This is a genomic window from Mesomycoplasma hyorhinis ATCC 17981 (genome assembly GCF_000383515.1).
Lineage (GTDB): Bacteria > Bacillota_I > Bacilli_A > Mycoplasmatales > Metamycoplasmataceae > Mesomycoplasma > Mesomycoplasma hyorhinis.
Window position 1 is genome coordinate 13,900 of record NZ_KB911486.1, and the last position, 20,069, is coordinate 33,968.

Consider the following 20,069-nt stretch of genomic DNA (forward strand, 5'->3'; position numbering starts at 1 on the left):
TAAAAACCAGTTAAAACTGGTTTTTATTTAATCAATTTCTACTTTAACTTTTCCTTCTTTTCTTCATTTTTCAAGCAAATTCATTCATTGTTTTTCATTTTCACAGAGTAAATATTCTAAAATTTCAGCATCTTTTATAGAATTAAATTTCGGAGAAACACCAGAAGTTGTATGTTCTAAATATCAAGCTTTAATTTGCACTATATCATCTTCAACTTCTTCTTTATTTACATTAAAAGCATATGTTTGTATTTTTCTTTTTTCAATAGGAAAGTTTTTAGGATCTATATAATCTTGTTCTTTTAAAAATGTTGCTACAATAGCAAATCTATCTACCTTTTTTAAGTAAGCGTACAACTGAGCTTGTTTTAAGTATTTTGGAGGTAAATTTTCACCGTTTTTACCTCATTTTTCAAAGTTTTTTTCACCTGTTGTCTTAATTTCGATTATAAGTTGTTTTTCTTGAATAAATCCATCAGGAATACCCCCAATTATCGGATCTTCTTTAAAATAATCATAGTTATACTTTTGCGGAGGAAACACTTCGACTTTTACTTTTAATTTTTTCTCAATCGCAGCTACTACTAAAGGCTCAATAGCTACCCCAGCATCAATGTATTTAGTATCTAAAATAGGCATATCTAATTTTGCTAGCCTAATAAAAGCTTTAAAGGCTGAAGAATAATCATCAACTTCTAAAACTTCTCCGATAGATGAACCACCTATTTTTTTAAATCCTGTATTAAAAGCAAATTCTTTGTTTAGTAATTTTCTATGAAATTCTTTTTCAAGAATAACTTCTTTTTTTTCTAAATCCACAAAGTATTCTTTTTTATTGTAAAACTTCCTTGTCATATCTTTATTATATTAAAATTCCTTTTAAATTCTTAAATTGAACAAAATAAAAACTTTTTCTATAGTTTGTTTGCTTTTTTATGTTAATCAAGGCTCAAAAACTATAAATGCACAAACAAGTCCTGTTAAGAAAATAAAGAAAATAGGTACTTTTTTACGATACATTACAAATGAAGCTAGTGTATAAACTGGAACAAAAACTAGTAAGACATAATATCTTCAATTTGTAAAAAAAGTGTTTTTTAATGAAGTAATATCGCTATATCCAACATATTGTCCCATTGATTTATTAAAATAAATTTGAATAAAATAAATGCTAATGAATAATTGAATTGCTAAGCTAATCATAATAGCCGCGATCGCAGGTTTAAATAAGGAAAATAATTTCTTAAACCTAGGATTATTTTTATGCTTTTTTAAAACTTTTAAACCTAAAATAACTAACAAAATTGCTGGTAAACTAAAAACAAAGTAGAAAAATATAGATAAAAATATTCCTCACCACTCATTATTAGCTACAACTAAACCAGTAACTGCTGCAAATTTTAATGAAACAACACCTGGTGTAGAATTTGTGATAGAAAAAATCTCTTGTATTCTGTTTTCATCTATTCGAGTTCCAAACTGATTTGCTAAAAATAGTCAAAATCAGTTGAAAACAGGCATAAAAACTTGCCCTCCTCCAAAAACTATTAAGCAAATAACTATCAGTAAAAAAATACTAGTTATTATTACTAAAATCATTTTTTTTCTTTCTTATTTTTTTATAAACAAACTCAAATAGTATGTAAATTATAAAAATAATTACTAATGAAATAACAGGCAAATTAAATGGTGCAGGAACAAAAATACAAAATAAAAAAGTAAAGGCAAAAATTAAAATTACCAAAGCTAGTGACAACTCTTTTTTACTTGTTTTTATGTAGTTAACTCCAAATGCTATTAGTATTCCAATAATAGCAGGCATTATTCCTATATTTATAACTAGTAAATATTTTGGTGGTAAGTAAGTTGAAGCATAAATTAATATCAAAGCAAATAGCATATGAGGAAATAAAGCAAGAGTAGTAGCTAAAATGCCTTTAAATTTACCTAACATTTTAATACTTACAAACGAAAACATTTGTATAACACTAGGTCCTGGTAATAAATTCGTCATAATAACAACTTCATCAAATTCTGCAGAAGTGAGTCAGTTGTATTTTTCAACAGAATATCTTTTAGCAATTGGCATAATTGCATTACCGCCACCAAAACTAATAAAAGATATTTTTAAAATGAATCAAAATACTTTCCAAAATAAATTAACTTTCATATTTTCTTTCTTTGTAAAATTATAATTGATAAAGAAAAACTTTTTAGTTTTTAAAAATCAAGTATAATACTATTTGGCCTTAGAGGTGTAGTTCAATGGTAGAACAACGGGCTTCAACCCCGTGTGTTGCGGGTTCGACTCCTGTCACCTCTGCCATTTTTTTATTTCCTTTTTTCATAATTTTGAGTTGAAAATTCATAGAGTAAAATAGCAGTGGCATTTGCGATATTTAAAGATTCAAATGCGATTGGAATATAAATTTGTTTCTGAATTATTTTTTCTAATGCAGCTGAAATTCCACTGGATTCATTACCAAAAATAATGGCATATTTTTGTTCATTTTCAATTACAAAATCCTTTATTTTTGCAGCTTTTTTTGATAAAAATGTTCCTATGGAAACAAAATTATTTTGATGCAATTTATCTAAAATTTGTGATAAATTTTCAACTTTTAAAATTGGAGTTTTAAAAATTGCACCTTTTGAAGCACTAATAACCTTTGAGTTATAAAAATCCACGCCTGAATAAATTAAAGCAAAATCAAATGCTGAACAATTACGAATGATAGTTCCCAAATTCCCTGGATCTTGGATATTTTCTAAAATGACAATTCGTTTATGTTGCAAAAAGTTTTCAAGTTTTACAACATCTAATTTGTTACACAAAGCAACTACTTCTGAAGCTGATTCATATGAAGTAATTTTTTTCATAATTGAATGAGAAATGAGAATTATTTGTTCATTTTTAAAGGATTTTATTTGTAAATTAGCATTTGTTGTGTAAATTTTTATAACTTTTTTATATTCTAATGCTAGTTCTAAATCTTTAATATTTTCAACTAAAAAAGCGTTGTAAATTTGTTGATATTTTTTTAATTTTAACTTAATTAAAAATTTAATTTCTGGATTTTGTAATGAACTAATTTGCTTCATTTAAAAAGTATTTTCCTTTTTGAACTTCATACAATGATAATGATTCAAAATTTAATTGTCTTAATACTTCGTAAATGACAATAACAACTGAATTAGCTAAATTAAGTGATCTAGATTTTTCTTGCATCGGAATTCTAAGACATGTGTTTAAATTTTTGGATAAAATGGATTTCGGTATCCCTGTTGATTCGGTTCCAAACATTAAAAAAATATCTTCATTATTATCTCTAATCTGTTTAAAATCAACATCAGAATAAGTTTGTGTTGCATATCTTGTGATGTAAAAAATTTTTTTATCACCGTATTTTTTAACAAATTCATCATAATTGCTATGAATTTCGTGTTCAATATCTGATAATAACTTTCCAGCTGCTGGCCGTTTTAAATATCTTGGTTCTAATTCAAAAGCAATGGGTTTAATAATATGTAATTTTGCATTAGTAGCAAAACAGCTTCTGATAATATTTCCTGTATTTGGACTAATTTCAGGTTGGTATAAAACTATATGTATCATTTTAGTTTTCTATCTCCAAAACAACAAAATATTGTCCAACTAATTCACCTTTTAAAGTATATAAACTATAATGAATATTAACTTCATTTTCTGTTTTTGAAAGCAATTGAAGTGATGATTCTAAAAACATTTGACCATAAGTTGTATTATATTCAATAGTGTGTTTTTGTTCTTTATCAAGAACAATTGTAGAAAATTCAGTAATGAGTAGTGCTTTATTATTGTAGATTTCTATTCTTAATACACCTTTGTTTTCTGGATTTGTAAATGTATAACTAGTAAATGGTTCTTGTGTATCGATGCTAATTTCTTCTTCTTTTTCAAGTTTAGATTCAAAAGCTATTTTTTGATCTTCACTTTGTGGACTTTTAATTAAAGAAGAAAATTTTACTCTCATTTTACAAGCCTTTTTGAAATTAGTTCTTTACCTAGTAATCAAATAACTTTAGCTAATTCAGGTCCAGAAGAACGAAGAGTTGTAGCTATTCTAATTGGTAAAAGAAGCTTTTTACCACTTAAATTGCTAGCTTGTTTTGTTGATTCAATTGCTTGTTCTAACATTGCAACAGTAAAATTATCCCAATCGATAAATGAAGTAAATGTTTTGAGTAAACTATCATCAATTTGTTCGTAAAGTTGTTGGTCTTTTTCATTGTGACAAGTTTGCAATATTTGAGCAAATGAGTTAATTTCTTTTTCTAAATCTTTATAAGTTGTACAACTTGCTTTGTAAGTATCAATAGCAAAATCCAATCAATCTGCTGAAATATTTTCAAGTTTAATATCTATATTTTCTTTAATTTGTTCATTAGTTAGTTCTTTAAAATATTGTTTTGAGAATCACTCTAGTTTTTTTGTATCAAATTTAGAAGGTGATTTTGAGAGTCTTTCAGCTAAAAAAGCTGAAATAAGTTCTTCTTTTTTCATTAATTCTTTAGCATCTTGTGAAGTTCAACCCAATAAAGCTAAAAAATTAAAAATAGCTTGTGGTAAATAACCTTCATTTTTGTAATCTTCAATGAATTGAAATAAACTTTTATCTCTTTTTGATAGCTTTTTACCATTTTGATCTGTAATTATTGTAAGATGACCAAAATGTGGATGATTTCAATTAAAAGCATCATAAACAGCTAATTGCTTTGGAGTATTAGAAATATGTTCTTCACCTCTTAATACATGAGTAATTTCCATATCATGATCGTCTACAACCACTGCAAAATTATACGTTGGATACCCATCAGATTTTATAATAACTCAATCACCAATGTCATTAGAATTGACTTTAATAGGACCTCTTACTATATCATTTCAAGCATATTCTTTATTTTTTTCTAAAGCTAAACGAACAGAAAATTGCTTGTTTTTAAAGCGCTTTAGCTTTTCTTGTTGTGAAATTTTTAACCAGTTTCTATCGTATCTGAAACTAAAAATTCCTTTTTTTTCTTGTTCTTGTTTTTGTAGTTGAATTTCTTCTGGTGAATCAAATGCTAAATAAGCTTTTTTTTGTGCTATTAGTTGATGTGCTAAATCTCAATATCTTTTTAATTTTTGTGATTGACGATAAAAACCATATTTTGAATTTTCTTTAGTTGGGTATTCATCTGGAATAATGCCCAACCACAATAAATTATCTAATTGAGATTTTTCTCCACCTACTACATTTCTTGCAACATCTGTATCTTCAATTCTTAATACGAAATCACCTAAAAAATGTTTGGCAAATAAATAATTAAATAACGCAGTTCTTGCTCCACCTATGTGTAAATATCCAGTTGGACTAGGTGCATATCTTGTACGAATTTTTCTATTAGTTAAATCTATTACTTTTGACATTTTACTCACTTTCATAAACAGCTATTCTGACTTTATTATTTATATCATAAATTAGCTTAAATTCTGGATAATATTTATTAAAAAACTCTAAATTTGTTTGATCAATTTCAAATAATATAACACCTTTGGGTTTTAAAAAACTTTTGTATTGTTTTAATATTTTTTGATAAAAATAATTACCTTTTTGCTTTGCAAATAAAGCATTTCATGGTTCATAATCTAAAACAGAAGAATCTAATTTAGATTTTTCAAAATCCAAATATGGTGGGTTACAAATAATTACATCGAATTTGTATTTTTTTAAATTATCAAATAAGTCAGATTGAATAATTTTAACTTTTAATTTGTTTAATTTGGCATTAATTTTACTTTGTAAAATTGCTTGTGAATCAATGTCGGATAAAACTACTTGTTTTGCTTTGGTGTTTTTAGCAATAGCAAGACCAATAAAACCAGATCCACATCCAAGATCTAAAACTGTGGATTGTCCATTTATGTACTTATATGCTTGTAAAATTAATTCCTCAGTTTCATAACGAGGAATTAAAACTTTTTTATTGATTTTAAGTTGCAAATTTTGCATACAAACAAATCCAATGATTTTTTGAATTGGAATGTTAGTTTTTAGTAATTTTGCTTCTTTTTGGTTGATAATTAGTTCTAAATTATTTCTTTGTTTTTCTTTTAATAAAGCTGATTTTCTATTAGTAAAATAACTATTGTTTTTGTTCATAGCTAGTTGCTATTCTTTCTGCTTTATCTTCAGCTAATAAAGCATCAATAATTGGATCTAAATTTCCTACAATTACATTTTTAAGTGAAGTTGAAAAGCTGATTCGATGATCAGTTACACGATCTTGAGGATAATTATAAGTTCTAATTTTTTCTGAACGAGCTCCTGATCCTGCTAGTTTTCTAAATTGACCTTCAATTGCTTGTTTTTTTTCGACTTCTAGATTATAAATTTTAGATTTTAAAATCTTTAAAGCTAGTTCTTTATTTGCGATTTGTGAACGACCATCTTGTGAAGTAGAAACAAGACCAGTAGGAATATGAGTAATTCTTACAGCTGAATCAGTTGTATTAACTGATTGGCCACCTGCTCCTGAAGAACGATAAGTATCAATTCTTAGATCTTGAGCTTTGATATCCACTTGAATATCATCATCTACTTCGGGCATTATTGTAACTGTTGTTGTAGAAGTATGCACTCTTCCTTGAGTTTCGGTTTCAGGAATTCTTTGTACCCGGTGAACGCCGGATTCGAATTTTAGTTTTGAATAAACTTTATCACCGCTTACTAAAAAAACAATTTGAGTAAATCCACCAGCAGAAGCTAGTGAGGAATTTAAAACTTTAACAGATCATTTTTTAGATTCTGCTCATTTTAAATACATTTTATAAAGATCACCGACAAAGATATTTGCTTCATCACCACCTGCAGCTCCACGAATTTCGACAATAACATTTTTATCGTCATTTTCGTCTTTAGGAAGTAGTAATACAACTAATTCTTTTTCAATTTCTTCGATTTTTTTTGTAGCTAAAGTGATTTCTTCTTTGGCTAAATTATGAATTTCTACATCTTTTTCTTGGAGTAATTTTTTAGAATCTTCAATTATGGAAACTTGTTTTAAATAGTTTTTAAATGCAAGAACAATATTTTCAATCGAAGCTAATTCTTTGTTGATTTTTGTATATTCTTTAATATTAGAAACTATTTCTGGATCTAATAATTGATTAGATAAATGCTCGTATTTTTCTTTGATTGAATTTAACGAGTTTAACATACTTTTTTCCATAATTGATCCTTTATTTTGTAATTTTATTTTTTGAAAGTTAAGTAATTTTACTTCATTTTTGAACAAAATTAGTCTTTTATGCTTTATTTTCTGGATTATCTTTTAATTTTAAAAATTCTTCGAAACTTACACCTTTTTGTTCGATAATATTAGCTTGTTTATTTTCTAGTTTAATAATTCTATCAGCTAGTGGAATCATTGATATATCATGTGAGACCATAACGATTGTGGTTTTATATTTTTCATTAATATATTTTAAAACTTTTAAAACAATTGCAGTATTTTTTTCATCTAAAGCACCTGTTGGTTCATCAGCAAAAATGATTTCTCCGTTTTTAGCTAATGCTCTTAAAATGGAAATTCTTTGTTGTTGCCCACCTGACATTTGTGATGGATATTTAAATTTTATTTCATCTACTTCAAATTCTTTAAATAATTGGGCAATGTCTATTTTTTTGTCTTTGTCTTTTTGTAAATGCGAACCAACTTGGACATTATCGTATCCGTTTATACTTTGAAGTAAATTATAGTTTTGGAAAATAAAGGAAATATTATCTCTTCTAAATTCAGTTAATTGGGCATTTGTTAAATAAGATAAATTTTCATTTGCAACAACAATATCACCTCCAGATGCTCGATCTAGTCCTGACATTAAATTTAGTATTGTGGATTTACCTGAACCTGATTTTCCATACAAAATTGCAAATTCACCTCTCTTGATACTAAAACTTATATCTTTAAAAACTTCAGCAACTACAGAACCAAATAAATAATATTTTGAAACTTTAAAAAATTCAATGATATTATCAGCTGTATTTTTACTAATTTTTTTGCTGGATTTAGGAAGAGGGTGATTATTTGCTCATCGAACTAATTTTAATTGTTTTTTAGAAAGTTGAAAATCAGAATTTAGATTCTTAGCAATAATTTCATTTACTTTTTCAGATTTGTTACTTCTTGTGAAGTTTTTAAAAAAATTAGTTATTAATGATGTAAATTTATTCTTTTTCATATTATCCTTTGGTACTAAAGTGCTTGTTTTATAAGTTATTTCTTTGTTTTCGTTTTTACCTTGGTTTTATTTTTTTGCTTTGATGTTTGTAGCTACAAGATAAATAAGTAGTTTATTCTTCTTTTAGAATATAAACTGATTTTTTACGATTGAGTAATCATCAAGCAAAAGTGAGTGTGATTGCAAAAACAACTAAGATAATTGCTAAGGTAATAAAGAGATTCAACGCTGAAAAACTAATTGCTAATACAATGGAGCTAGTAGAAATAATGTAGTTGTTAAATAAACTAATAAAGGCATAAACAAGTGGGATTGAAACTAAAAATCCGATCAAGACAATTGGTATATATACTGTGAAAAACAGTTTTACTTTTTGCAATGTTGAATAACCTAAAACAGATAAAATAGCTATGTTTTTTTCGTTTTCAGCAATAATCGTTGAAGCCATAACTACTAAAATAATTACCGATACGATTAAGAAAATTACTACAATCATTGAAGTGGCTGAGCTAAATAATGAAGCAAAGTTATTAATGAAGTTAGTTTCAATATCTTTTGCTGAAATTGCTTGGGTTTCAATTTGATATAAGTTATCACTGAATAAACTATTAAAGTTTTTTAATCCATTTCTTATTACTATATTGTATTTATCAAAATATTCTTCATCTTCTAATTGTTTAAAGTTTAAACTAATTTTTTCTTTTAGAGCATCTTTAGAATCTTGATTTTGGTAAATTAAACGATAAAGATCATCTTTTGTAAATCCTTGTTTTTGTAAAAGACCTTGTTTAGTAGTTGTATCACTTGCATTATCTGAATAAGCAAAAATTTCTCTAAAGAATCTAGCTGCTATTTCGTTCGAAATTCCATTTACATCAATTGAATCTGTTCCTGCTCAGTAACCAGAAGGAGAATAAAGACCAATAGAAGAAGTAATTTGCTCTGGTTGTTTGTTTGTTGACATTAATCCATTAAAGGCTTTAAAACCAAAGTTTTTAAGTATTGGATTAAACTCATCCATTTGTGTTAATTTATTAACAACATCACGAGTTGAAATTAATTCTGAGTTAATAAAAGTATTAGAAATAGCAACAATTTTGAATTTAGCTGTTTTTGTTGGTTTGTTATTGAATTTATCTTGATAACGAGTAATTGTGTTAAAAATTGGTAATTCAATTTCAGAACCTACTTTTAGATGGTGTTTTTGTAAAAATACTCAGTTTGCAGCTAAAGGATAAACATTGGAATTTGTTGATTGTTTTTCGTAGTTTTCAAGTATATTTAAAACATTTTCGCCTTTGTTGTTTTCGATTTTGACAAATTTAGAATCTTTATCATAACCGTAAATTTTTAACCCTGATTCAGATTTAAATTCAGTATCTATGTAAGAGAATAATTCATCTTTTTGTGGGTTAAATAAAATTCCACCAAATGAAATACTAAAATCACGATCAATTTTTTTATATCCTTCAATTAAAAACTTACGATATTCATCACGTGATTTACTTTTTAGTGTAACTTCTTCTGAGTCATATGCTTGTTCTTGTGGATTGTAAACAAAATATCAAAAACGCGATGCTTTAGGATTGTCTTTGTCTTCAATGTATTTAAAGTAAGGTTCGTAATTTGGAGCTTTTCCTTTGTAGGTAAATTCTGCACCATTTCGGATTTCAGTTTTTAAATCCTGGGTTTTTTCAAGCGAAGTAAAGGCTTTACCTGAAATAGTGAGAATATTGTTTTTTAAAGATTCTGGAAGGTTATTAACAACGATATCAAAAATGGTTCCATTATTTTGTGAACTACTTTTTATATTTAATGAAGAACGAGTTAGAACTTGTGGAGCGTATGGAATAGTTTCTCCATTTGCTTTGTGTGAACCTTTGATCAGCGCATGTCCTGGTTGGAAGTATTTGGTATCTTCTAGATCAACTTCTCCTTCAAATCCTTCAGGCACATATAGTTGATTATCTAAATGAGCTAATTCATAAGGAACAATTGGCCCACCTTCTTTTGATGGAGTAAATAAATTGATTCTAAAGTTATAAAATCTATTTTTTCAAGTGTTTTGAACTGAATTTTGGAAAATATTTCTTGATGACAAAGCAAAAATCAACACAAAAGAAACTAAAACAACTGAAATCATTAGTGAAAAGAGTTTTCAAAATGAGTTAATAATTAATGAAAAAGAAAATTTAGTTGTAATATTTTTGTTTCTGAGTTTTCTAGATAAGAAAATTGCAAATTTGGAAGTATTAAGTTCTGTAATACCGGATAATAATTGATTTGGTTTACGCCTTAGTATTCAAACAACTGAAATATAAATTGTAATTGTTAATAAAACAAAAGGAATAAATAACGAAATAACAAACGAAATAGGTTCAAAGAAAGTAAAATCAGTATTAAATTCTCAAAATTGCTGTAAAAGATTAAGCATTGGTTTTCGTAACGCAATACCAAGAACATAACCAAACAAGCCACCAATAATCGAAGTTGCTATAGAAATTGAAGTAAATGAAGTAGCAATTTCGAACAATGAATAACCCTGTGCTCTTAAAATTCCTAAAACTTTGTGGTTATTATTTACATATTTTTTAACAATGAAAACAACAGCAAATAAAACTAAAACAGATAAGAAAAAGGTTAAATATAAGTTAATATTAGATAAATTATTAACAAAACCTAAAGCCGTTGACAATCTTAGAGATCTTTCTGGATTTAAGAAGTCAAAATCGTTAATAGAATAAGTTTTTTTAATATCAGTTTGTGAAAAGTTTTGTGATAAAAATTTATTTGTATCTGCTTTGAATTGCTCCATATTAGTTTGTGGATCTAGTTTGACTAATAATGATTTTTTAACTACACTAGAGCGATTGGATTCTCTTACTTTATCAAAACCGTATTTATTAACAAAAACAAGCGCTTGATTTTGTGCATCAATTTGAAGATTATTTTCATCTAATAAAGGATAAAGATAATCACCAGTTGAATCAGTTCCTACAATAATAAATTGCAATCCATTGATATCAAGAATGTATTTTTGATCCAATGTTTTTATTAATTCTTGTATTTTTGCTGTTGAAGTAGGAAGCGCTTTGTCATAAATTGCTTTGTGATTTGCATCAAGATATGACTGATTTACTTTAGCAACAAAAGAACGATTATCATAAGCTACAACTAAGTTAACAAAATCTCTAATTACAAAAAGATTGCTAACTAATCTATCGAAAAAGTTTTTAAAATTAAGTTCAAAAAATTCAACTGGTTTTTGATCCGCGCTGATTAAAACTTTGTTGGACACTCAATTAATATATGAATAATCTAAAGAAACACCTTTTACTTGTGAAGAATTAAAATCCACCAATGGTTTTTGATTATCACCTACAAATGTATTTGTAGGTGAAAACATTTGACTTACTTTAGAAATGTAGTCATTTGGATATTTATCTTTAAAAAAGTAGTATTTTGGTAAAGAGTTTCTTAGTACTCAAGCTAGGTTTGAATTAGCTTTTGTTCCTTCTGAATTAATTTGTTCATAAACTTGTTTTGTATTAGTTGCAAATCATAAAGAAGCTTGCGGAAATCTAGATCTAAAATATGGATTAATAACTAAAAGACCTAAATTAAGACCTCTTAGATATTGACTAAGATTGCTTGTAGTTGCTTGGTGATAAAGTTTGTTTAAAACTTGTTTGTCAAAGTAATTTAAATCATTGTTTTTAAGCAATATATCATTTACAACATAATCAACATTTTTATAATGTGCTTTTAATAATAATGATTCAGATTTTGAATAACCAATAAGTGCAAGGTTTTCCACAAAGGCAAATTTATTATTAATAATTCATTTTGCTAGTGAGTTGTGGAATTTGTCTTCTTTTTTGAACAGATTTGAAGCAAAAAGCTTTCTAAGACCTTCAGAAGCAAATTTATCTTTATCTTCTTTGAAAAGTTCAAAACTAACATTAAATGGTTGTAAAATTCCTTTTCAGAGTTGACTCATTTGCCCTATTATTAAACCTCTTGTTGATACATTTTCAACATTAGCGTCTAAATCAAATGAAGCAATTGAAGAATCTTTATAAAGAAAGCTGTTTTTATCCAAAGCAAGATCATATAGGATTTTAAAAGCTTGTTTTAGTTCTTCATTACTTAATTGTGGATTTTCTGTGATCATTCTAATTCAAAAGCCAAAATTACTTAATCCTTCTTTGACTAAAGAATCTGGATCTTTTTCAAATGGAGTTAAAATCGAACTTGCAAGTGCTTGTTTGTAAATAGTTGAAACAAAAAGGTATTTTGAACTTTGTTCGGCATTAAATTTGCTATTAGTGTATTTTTCATAACTATCAACTGATGAAGCTGTATCGTAAACAACATCTCCTATTGAGTTAAGATATTTTAAATAAACTCCAACATCTTCAGGATTAATTTTTGATTTTAAATTTGGATCTGTTAAACTTTTTTGATACAAGTTTCAAGAAATCAATGGATGTTTTGAATTATTAATATTAACTAATTTGTTATCATCAGTTTTTGTATATGCTGAAATTTCTAGTAATGAATAAATTTTAGCAATGCTTTTTAGTCTTAAATAAACATTGATTAAATTTGTATTATCAAGTTTTTTAATATCAAAATAATTTACTAAAAAATCTTTAAGTGGTGTTGTTAAAGACAATGAATCTATATCAAATGCTTTATTAGATAAAGTAAAATTGTTAGCATCTAATTGAACATTATTGTTAAGATTATGTTTTGAAAGTGCATTGTTCAACTTATTAATATCTAAAACTTGTTCAATTTTATTAATTAAGACTTTAGAAGTAGTTTTAACATACGCAGGACGGTTCAGTGAAACAATGTCAGAAAGTGATTGTATTTCATCTAAGGTTAATTTTTTATCATCATTTGCTGGTGAATTAATCCCATAAGTAATTGTAGTAGCACCTGATAAATTAAATGCTTTTATTAAAATCTCAATTAGTTGGTTTTGTGATTGTTTATCTTTAGCAAGTGTGAGCACAAAAGAAGCAATTACATCAGAAAGTTTTAATGAATCTGATTTAAAATGCTTAGTTTCCATTTTTTTAGACTCAGCTGAGTAAAGATCTATATCAGTTTTAAATGAATAAGTAGTTTTTTCTAAATTTTTAGTAAATTCTTTTAAATCAAAAAAGTTAAAAAATTCTACCAATCCTTGAGTAATATTTGAATATGGTGCTTGATTAGGACCAGCTCCGTTTAATTTTTTAAAAATATTTAAAATAACTGGTTGAAGCTCTTGAGAAAAATTTTTAATTATTTTATTTACTAAAATTCCTTTATAAAGACCTGTTTCTGTTTCTATATCTGTATCTGTTGAAAAAATAGCTTCAAAATTAATTTGGGAAACAATTTGGCTTAAACCTTTTTTTAAAAATTCAGTATCAACTGATTTTAAAATTGGATTTATGATATTAGCAATTCCTACAGTTTTGTAGAATCCATCAGAATCTAATTTGTTGGAATTTTCTTCGTATCATTTACGCATTTCTCTAAACGCAGTATCAAAATCAAAAGAATAAACTATTGTTTTTAATCCTTTTAAAATTTCAATTGGATCTAATATTAAAGTTTCTAGTTGTTTAGGTTGCACTGAGTCAAGAAATTCAGAAAATGAGTTCAATCCTAGATTTTTAAAAATTGGTTGTAGATTGTAAATTTGTTGAATAACATATTCACTTCTTTTATCAACTGGTTGATGTTCTAATATATCAATAAACTTATCAATCATTGAACCTAAAAGATCATTAATTATTGTTGGTCTAACATTAGTTGTTGCATTAGATAAAGAATAAACTATAAATTTAGAAAATAAATCAGGATTTGAGTTAGTTCCTAAAAATAATTGGAATAAACCTGTTTGCTCAAAAGCACTAATAAATGAGTCAATAATGGCATCAACATCAGATTTAATTAAAAAGTTTTTTTCAATTAGTTCTGAAGTTGCAAAAACATCTTTTAGTTGATTAAATAAAATATTTGCAGTTCTAGTTGCTTGTAATTCGTTGATCACAGCACTAGAAGGTGCGTATAAAATTAGAGGAACATTGTAGCTGTTGGAAAACCTTGGATGAATTTTTAATCAACCATTTGGACCAATTTTTCCTTTTAATGTTAAATTATTATCTTCAAGATATTTACTAAATTTAACCAAAGAATCAAAAGTTAAATCTGGATCAAAAACTCAAGTATGTTCTGTGTTTAATTTAGTTACAACTCCAAAAGTATTACCACCTAAACTTATTGATCCATATTCTTTATTTGTTTGTTCATTACTAAAGACTTTTTGCAATCTTACAATCTTAGTTTGAGGATGAACACCATCTACTAAATCTTTGTTTAAGAATTTAACATCTTCAAAAGTTGTATCTACATCAATGTAGTTTTTATCTACTGCATTACCTTGAAAAATTGTAGAAATAATTGAAGCTACATAAAATGGCTCAATTACTGAAGTAGAAGTTAATAAATTATCTTTTGGAAGATACAATCTCGAAGTTTTGTGTTCTGTGAAATTTTTGTATTCTTCGAATAATCTACCTACATCTTGTCTTTGATTTTCTGAGAAAAAATTTGGTGAAATACCAGCGTTAATGAATTGTGCAACTTGGTTTTTTTGCTTTTTAGTTACAGGATCTGTAGTAGAAAAATTAGTAGTTAGGTATTCTCTTTGACCAATACCTGTTACTACATTTTTTTCTTGATTTTCTATTTTTTGTTTGTATGTTTTAAGATAATTCAAAATAAATTGTTTAGAAAAAATTTCAACATTAGATTTAATTTTTAAAAAAGCTAAATCTCTTACATTTGGATTTGAAAGTTCAGAAATTTCTTGTTCACTTAAGAGTCTGATGTTATTTTCATTTCCTAAATGTTCAATTTCTGCAATGGAAGTTGGTTTGTCTTGTCCTTTTTGGATTAAAACTGTTAAATCTTGTGGAATTAATTTAGATTTAAATTCTAATTTTTTGCCATTTACAGTTGTTGTAGTTACTTTTTCTCAATAATTAAGATTTTCAATTTTACTAAATTCAAGTGGTTGTTTTTGTAAATCTTCTAGATATGATAAAAAAGCTCCTGAGAAATTGTTTTTATTAATATCTTTTAATTTTCATTTGTGATTTACATAACTAACTTCAATTTTAGTTGTGTAAAATCATTCAGGTTTTAAGTTAAAGTCTTCTCTTTTAGGAAAAATAAAATAATCATAAGAAGACAACTCTACATTATTATAAGAATCTAATTGAACAATAGTATCGTGATTTATTTTTAATTTGTCGTTATATGAATAATATTTATAAGGTTCAGAATAATTTGAAGTTGAATATGTTTTAGCTTGAGCTAAATCATTAATATCTAATATTTTTTTGTTTGATTTTGAAGCAAAATCAGGGATTTTTTGTTCATTTTCTTTCTTTAATGAAAGTAATTTTAATACTTCGCTTTGCGGAACTTCATAAGCAATATTAAGTTTTTTTCATTCTAAAATTTTAGCTGCGTCAAAACTTGCTTCATTTGTAATTAAATTCAAATACAAATTAGAAACACTTATAATGTTTTGCTTCGGATTAGAATTTTGATCAAAAAGAATTATTTCATTAATTAAATAATCACGATCCAATTTAAAAACATGATTTGGATCAGTTACTTTATAAGTTTTTTTAACAGGTTGAAAATCATTGTTGTTTTGAGTATATTTAAGAAAATATTCATTATCTGTTTTTAAGTTAGAAACTCTGAAAGTTTTTTTATCAGAATCTATGTTAAAGAAAAAATTAGTTGCAAAATCTTTATTATTTTGAAACAATTTGTATTCTTGCAACAATCTTGCAGAGGAAATATAAAAATTAGAATCTTTTTTATTAGATCCTATTAAATCCGCTAACTTTACATAACTTTGTCCAATAACAAATTTATTAACTTCAGTAGCTGGTGAATTATATACTTTGTAAACATCATCTTTTTCAGTATCAAAACCATTATCTTTTGCATTTCCGAAGAAGTTAAGATCCAAATCAACTGTTGCATCTTGAATCCCTGAAACTTGTCTGTAATCGTTTATTTTAGATTGATATGATTTATTAATTGTAAAAAGCAGGGTAAAAATCCCTGTTGTTAGAAATACTAAAATCGAAATACCAATTAAAATAACTTTATTTTTAGACAATGAATTTCAAATGTGTTTAAAAATCTTTTTCATAATTCATCTCCATCTATATTTGTCATTATCTTGATAAATTATTTTAAAATTATATAACAAAATAAAATTTAGCCTATTTTTAAAAGCAGATTTAAGTAAACAATGAGCTATGTTGTGCTAATTTAGCTTCAAAAAATAATAAATTTTACAAAATATTTTTATAAAAATTTTTTTGTGTCATACTTAAAATATACACTACAAAAGGAGACAATAATATTATGAAAATTTTATTAATCGAAACAGCACTAACTGAAAACTCCACTACTAAATTAATGTCACATAAATTTATTGAATTTTATAAAGAAAATCACCCTGATGTTGAAGTTATAGAATGAGATATCAATAAAACAAAAATTGGAAAAATTTCACTAAACTCCGAAAACTTTGCAACTTTTTGAAAAGATGTAGAAGCAGATAAATACATTAAAGAACTAAAAACAGTTGATAAAATTGTCTTTAGTGCTCCGGTTATTAATATCCACTACTCAGCAAATGCAAAAAACTTTTTTGACACAATTTGCTTAGCAGATAAAACATTTTCATATAAATATTCTAAAAAAGGTGAAGCAATTGGATTATTAGACAACATTCAAAATGTCCAAATTCTAGCATCACAAGGTTTTTCTGAAAGAGTAAAAATATTAAACAAAATGCAAGATACAATTGCAGGAACTTGAAAATTTTTAGGGGCAAAAAACGTACAACCTACAATTACACTTTTCTCAGCTAAAAATTTTGCATCAAAAGATCAAGCTCTAAAATCAGTTGAAGATCAACTTAAAAAAGCTGCACTTACTTTTTAAAATAAAGGAGGAAATATAATGAATATTTTAGTTATTAAAGCATCTGTAAATGAAAAAAAGGGTTCTTATTCTTCAGCCCTTAATGACAAATTTATTGAATTTTATAAAGAAAAACACCCACATGATACTTTTAAATTCTTTGACTTAAATAAAGAAAAAGTTGGTCTTACTCCTTTAACTGGAGAAAATTTAAAAGAATTTAAATTCTGGCAAGAAGCAGACTCAGATAAGTGAATTGACTTACTTAAATGGGCAGACAAAGTTGTCTTTTCTACTTCAATGACTAATTTCCACTATTCAGCGCCAGCTAAAAACTTTATTGATGCAATATCTGTAAATAATAAAACTTTTGTGTATGATAAAGCATCAGATTCATATTCAGGTTTACTTTCAAATGTGAAAAATGTTCAATTTTTACTTGCACAAGGTGCTCCAAAAGATTGATATCCTTGAGGAAATTTAGCTAATTCACTAAGAGAAACATTTGCATTTTTAGGTATGCATATTCATAACAAACCAATTGTTTTAGCAGGTACAAAAGTAGCTCCAAACAATCAATTAAGCATTGCTGAGTATTTAAAACAATTTGAAGAAGAAATAAAACAAGCAGCTGAAAATTTTTAATATCTATAATTTGAAAAACCTTCAGAAAAGAAGGTTTTTTGTTTGTGTTTTTTCCAAAATTTCAATATTCACTTGTAATTTATTTTATAAAAAACATTAAAAAAATTAAATATTTTAAAAATAAAAAATAAATTTCTTAATTCAATAATAATGTAAATAATTCACTTTACAACATAAAAATCTTTTAAAATCTAGCTGTGTTGATAACGTTGTTATAAAATCTTATTTTTTGTTATCATTGTTTATAAATTCATAAAAACTAATAAGACTTTATCTAAAATAAAAACAATTCAAATGTAGTTAGAAAAACTAAATAGTAAATTATAATTTTATAAAAGCTTCAAATCTAAAGAAAAAGTAAACATTAATTTGTTTTTTTTAAAAAATATATTAAAATTTAAAAACTAATTAATTTTAAAATATAAAAAGCATTCTTTTTATGTGAAAGGTATTATGAAAAAAGATATACACCCAAAAACTCAAGAACTAAAATTGTCTTGTTCTACATGTAATACTCAATATTCATTTAGAACAACAGTAGAAAAATTTTCAGTTGATGTTTGTTCAAGTTGTCATCCATTCTTTACTGGCGATCGTTCATTAGTTAGAGCAACTGGTAGAGTAGATCAATTCAATCGCAGATTGAATAAATCAAAAGAATTACAAAAAAAATAATATCGTATTATTTGTAATAAAAAATGCACCCTCAGGTGCATTTTTTATTATATGCTAATTTGAAGCCAAAATTTTTATTATGGTCTCCATCAATTCTTTAGTTGGCATTGTTTTATAACTAGAAATTTCTAATTTTTCAGCTAGACTATATAAATCATCAATAGATAAGTTTTCGACTTTCTTTCTTGCTTCAGCTTCTTTTGAATTTTCTGATTGGTGAGTTGCAGTTGATTTTGGTTGTCCATTTGGATTCATACCTTGAGGATTTACAAATGGATTATTAGATGCATTATTTTGTTTATTGAATAAATCAAAGATGTTTGCAAAATTTTCTGGATTATTTTGCATTGCTTTCATTTGTTCTTGAAATGCTTCATTATTAAATGAATTAATAAATTCATATCTAATGAAATTAATTTTTCTAAACAAGAAAGCATATGTAAATGAAGTTCAAATTATAGTAATAATTAAAAATACAAAAATTAATGAAACTTCAAAATTGCTATCAGTAAATAGCTGCTGTGAGTTTTGTACAATTTGTGTTAAAACTCTAATAAATAAAATTACAAATAAAACATCTGAGATAATAATTCACGCACCTGTGGTAGCACCAAGTCTAATGAAAGTTTTCGCTTTAAACGAATGAACTATTGAGACTAAAAAATAAACCAAGGATATAAATATAAAAAACAGTGAAATTACAGGAAGAGCTATAATGTCTGAATTTTGATTACTATTGGTGTTGTTTGCAGAGTTGACATTTGCTTCAGCAGGCAATATAGACAACCTGTTGTTAGCAGAAGCAATTCCTAATAAAATCACTAAAATTATGTTCAATAAAAAAAGAAAAATTATTGCACCTAAAAAATAAAAGATTCATTTTTTATAACCTTCTGATTTACTATCTCATAATTCTTTTACAGTTGGTAATTTTTCTTGTTGAAAATTAAAATTAAAGTTAGGTATCATTGTTTCCTTATTTGTTTATTCTTTTGGCTAAAAAAATTAATTTCTAACACTTGGCATATTATACTATAAAATGCCAATTTTTTCAGAAAATAAAAAATGGTGGAGATGCCGGGAGTTGAACCCGGGTCCACGCATAATTAAATATAAATTACTACAGTTTAGTTATTTTTAAGAAGACTCTTTATCTAAAATAACAAAAAGATTAAAAAAGCCTGTGATCTATAAATTCATTAAAAAGTGATCAGATTTTTAACTATTCTCTAATATAAAGATTACAATTCGTGAGAAGCAAATTGGTCTACTAGTTTTTTAAAATGCAAAAGCTAGATTTGATTGAGTTGAAGCATTCATTAATAATGAATAATCTTCTTTTTTGTTTTCTTTTCCGCTTAGTAAAGAAATTGTCTTATGGTTTACAAGACCACTGCAATTTATATCCTTTTATGTATGTCGAAGCCAGTACACCCCCATTTTTATGTTCTTAATTATAACA

The 20,069-nt window shown here is 26.0% G+C and carries 15 protein-coding genes, 1 tRNA gene and 1 other RNA gene; 4 read left to right on the forward strand and 13 right to left on the reverse strand.

All coding sequences use genetic code 4. From position 1 onward, the window contains the following. Positions 1-27: 27 nt before the first annotated feature. The 3 genes from F801_RS0100635 to F801_RS0100645 all read right to left on the reverse strand — a co-directional run bounded on the left by F801_RS0100635 (position 28) and on the right by F801_RS0100645 (position 2,170). Entirely contained in the window at positions 28-855 is an 828-nt protein-coding gene (locus tag F801_RS0100635; RefSeq protein ID WP_014335479.1) for an MAGa7180 family putative nuclease, read from the reverse strand. 78 nt (positions 856-933) lie between these two features. Beyond that, positions 934-1,599: a chromate transporter gene (locus tag F801_RS0100640; protein ID WP_014335480.1), complete on the reverse strand. Its 666-nt coding sequence runs from the start codon at positions 1,597-1,599 to the stop codon at positions 934-936. Beyond that, complete coding sequence (locus tag F801_RS0100645) at positions 1,577-2,170, reverse strand: chromate transporter (RefSeq protein ID WP_014335481.1); 594 nt, start codon at positions 2,168-2,170, stop codon at positions 1,577-1,579. Before F801_RS0100645 ends, F801_RS0100640 begins: the two co-directional genes overlap by 23 nt. 81 nt (positions 2,171-2,251) lie before the next feature. Here F801_RS0100645 and F801_RS0100650 point away from each other — a divergent pair. Beyond that, positions 2,252-2,326 (forward strand) — tRNA-Trp (locus tag F801_RS0100650). 5 nt (positions 2,327-2,331) lie between these two features. On the opposite strand, the gene F801_RS0100655 is transcribed toward F801_RS0100650, so the two are convergent. The 8 genes from F801_RS0100655 to F801_RS0100690 form a co-directional block, all read right to left on the reverse strand. After that, positions 2,332-3,102 (reverse strand): TrmH family RNA methyltransferase, encoded by a 771-nt coding sequence (locus F801_RS0100655; protein ID WP_014335482.1) that lies wholly within the window; start codon positions 3,100-3,102, stop codon positions 2,332-2,334. Next, positions 3,089-3,616, reverse strand: a complete 528-nt coding sequence (locus F801_RS0100660) for a tRNA (cytidine(34)-2'-O)-methyltransferase (RefSeq protein WP_014335483.1) — start codon at positions 3,614-3,616, stop codon at positions 3,089-3,091. The genes F801_RS0100655 and F801_RS0100660 overlap by 14 nt, the downstream gene beginning before the upstream one ends. A gap of 1 nt (position 3,617) precedes the next feature. Next, on the reverse strand, positions 3,618-4,013 hold the full coding sequence (locus tag F801_RS0100665) for a hypothetical protein (protein WP_014335484.1): 396 nt from the start codon (positions 4,011-4,013) through the stop codon (positions 3,618-3,620). Further along, positions 4,004-5,449 (reverse strand): glutamate--tRNA ligase, encoded by a 1,446-nt coding sequence (gene gltX, locus F801_RS0100670; RefSeq protein WP_014335485.1) that lies wholly within the window; start codon positions 5,447-5,449, stop codon positions 4,004-4,006. Before gltX ends, F801_RS0100665 begins: the two co-directional genes overlap by 10 nt. Position 5,450: 1 nt before the next feature. Beyond that, positions 5,451-6,182, reverse strand: coding sequence for a peptide chain release factor N(5)-glutamine methyltransferase (gene prmC / locus F801_RS0100675; RefSeq protein ID WP_020104482.1), 732 nt, complete (start codon positions 6,180-6,182; stop codon positions 5,451-5,453). After that, entirely contained in the window at positions 6,166-7,251 is a 1,086-nt protein-coding gene (gene prfA, locus F801_RS0100680; protein WP_027332462.1) for a peptide chain release factor 1, read from the reverse strand. The genes prmC and prfA overlap by 17 nt, the downstream gene beginning before the upstream one ends. Positions 7,252-7,327: 76 nt before the next feature. After that, positions 7,328-8,263 (reverse strand): ABC transporter ATP-binding protein, encoded by a 936-nt coding sequence (locus F801_RS0100685; RefSeq protein ID WP_013302149.1) that lies wholly within the window; start codon positions 8,261-8,263, stop codon positions 7,328-7,330. Between the two features lie 112 nt (positions 8,264-8,375). Then, complete coding sequence (locus F801_RS0100690) at positions 8,376-16,505, reverse strand: FtsX-like permease family protein (protein WP_020104484.1); 8,130 nt, start codon at positions 16,503-16,505, stop codon at positions 8,376-8,378. Positions 16,506-16,723: 218 nt separating this feature from the next. Here F801_RS0100690 and F801_RS0100695 point away from each other — a divergent pair, with 218 nt between their 5' ends. The 3 genes from F801_RS0100695 (at position 16,724) to rpmE (ending at position 18,607) form a co-directional block, all read left to right on the forward strand. Continuing rightward, positions 16,724-17,308 (forward strand): FMN-dependent NADH-azoreductase, encoded by a 585-nt coding sequence (locus F801_RS0100695; protein ID WP_014335488.1) that lies wholly within the window; start codon positions 16,724-16,726, stop codon positions 17,306-17,308. Positions 17,309-17,326: 18 nt separating this feature from the next. After that, entirely contained in the window at positions 17,327-17,932 is a 606-nt protein-coding gene (locus F801_RS0100700; protein ID WP_020104485.1) for an FMN-dependent NADH-azoreductase, read from the forward strand. 453 nt (positions 17,933-18,385) lie between these two features. Continuing rightward, a complete protein-coding gene (gene rpmE, locus F801_RS0100710; protein ID WP_013302145.1) occupies positions 18,386-18,607 on the forward strand; it encodes a 50S ribosomal protein L31 in 222 nt (73 codons plus the stop codon). Between the two features lie 54 nt (positions 18,608-18,661). Here rpmE and F801_RS0100715 read toward each other — a convergent pair whose 3' ends face one another. Beyond that, entirely contained in the window at positions 18,662-19,576 is a 915-nt protein-coding gene (locus tag F801_RS0100715; protein ID WP_020104487.1) for a Rho termination factor N-terminal domain-containing protein, read from the reverse strand. Between the two features lie 97 nt (positions 19,577-19,673). Further along, positions 19,674-20,045, reverse strand: a transfer-messenger RNA (tmRNA) gene (gene ssrA / locus F801_RS04210). Positions 20,046-20,069 lie beyond the last annotated feature (24 nt).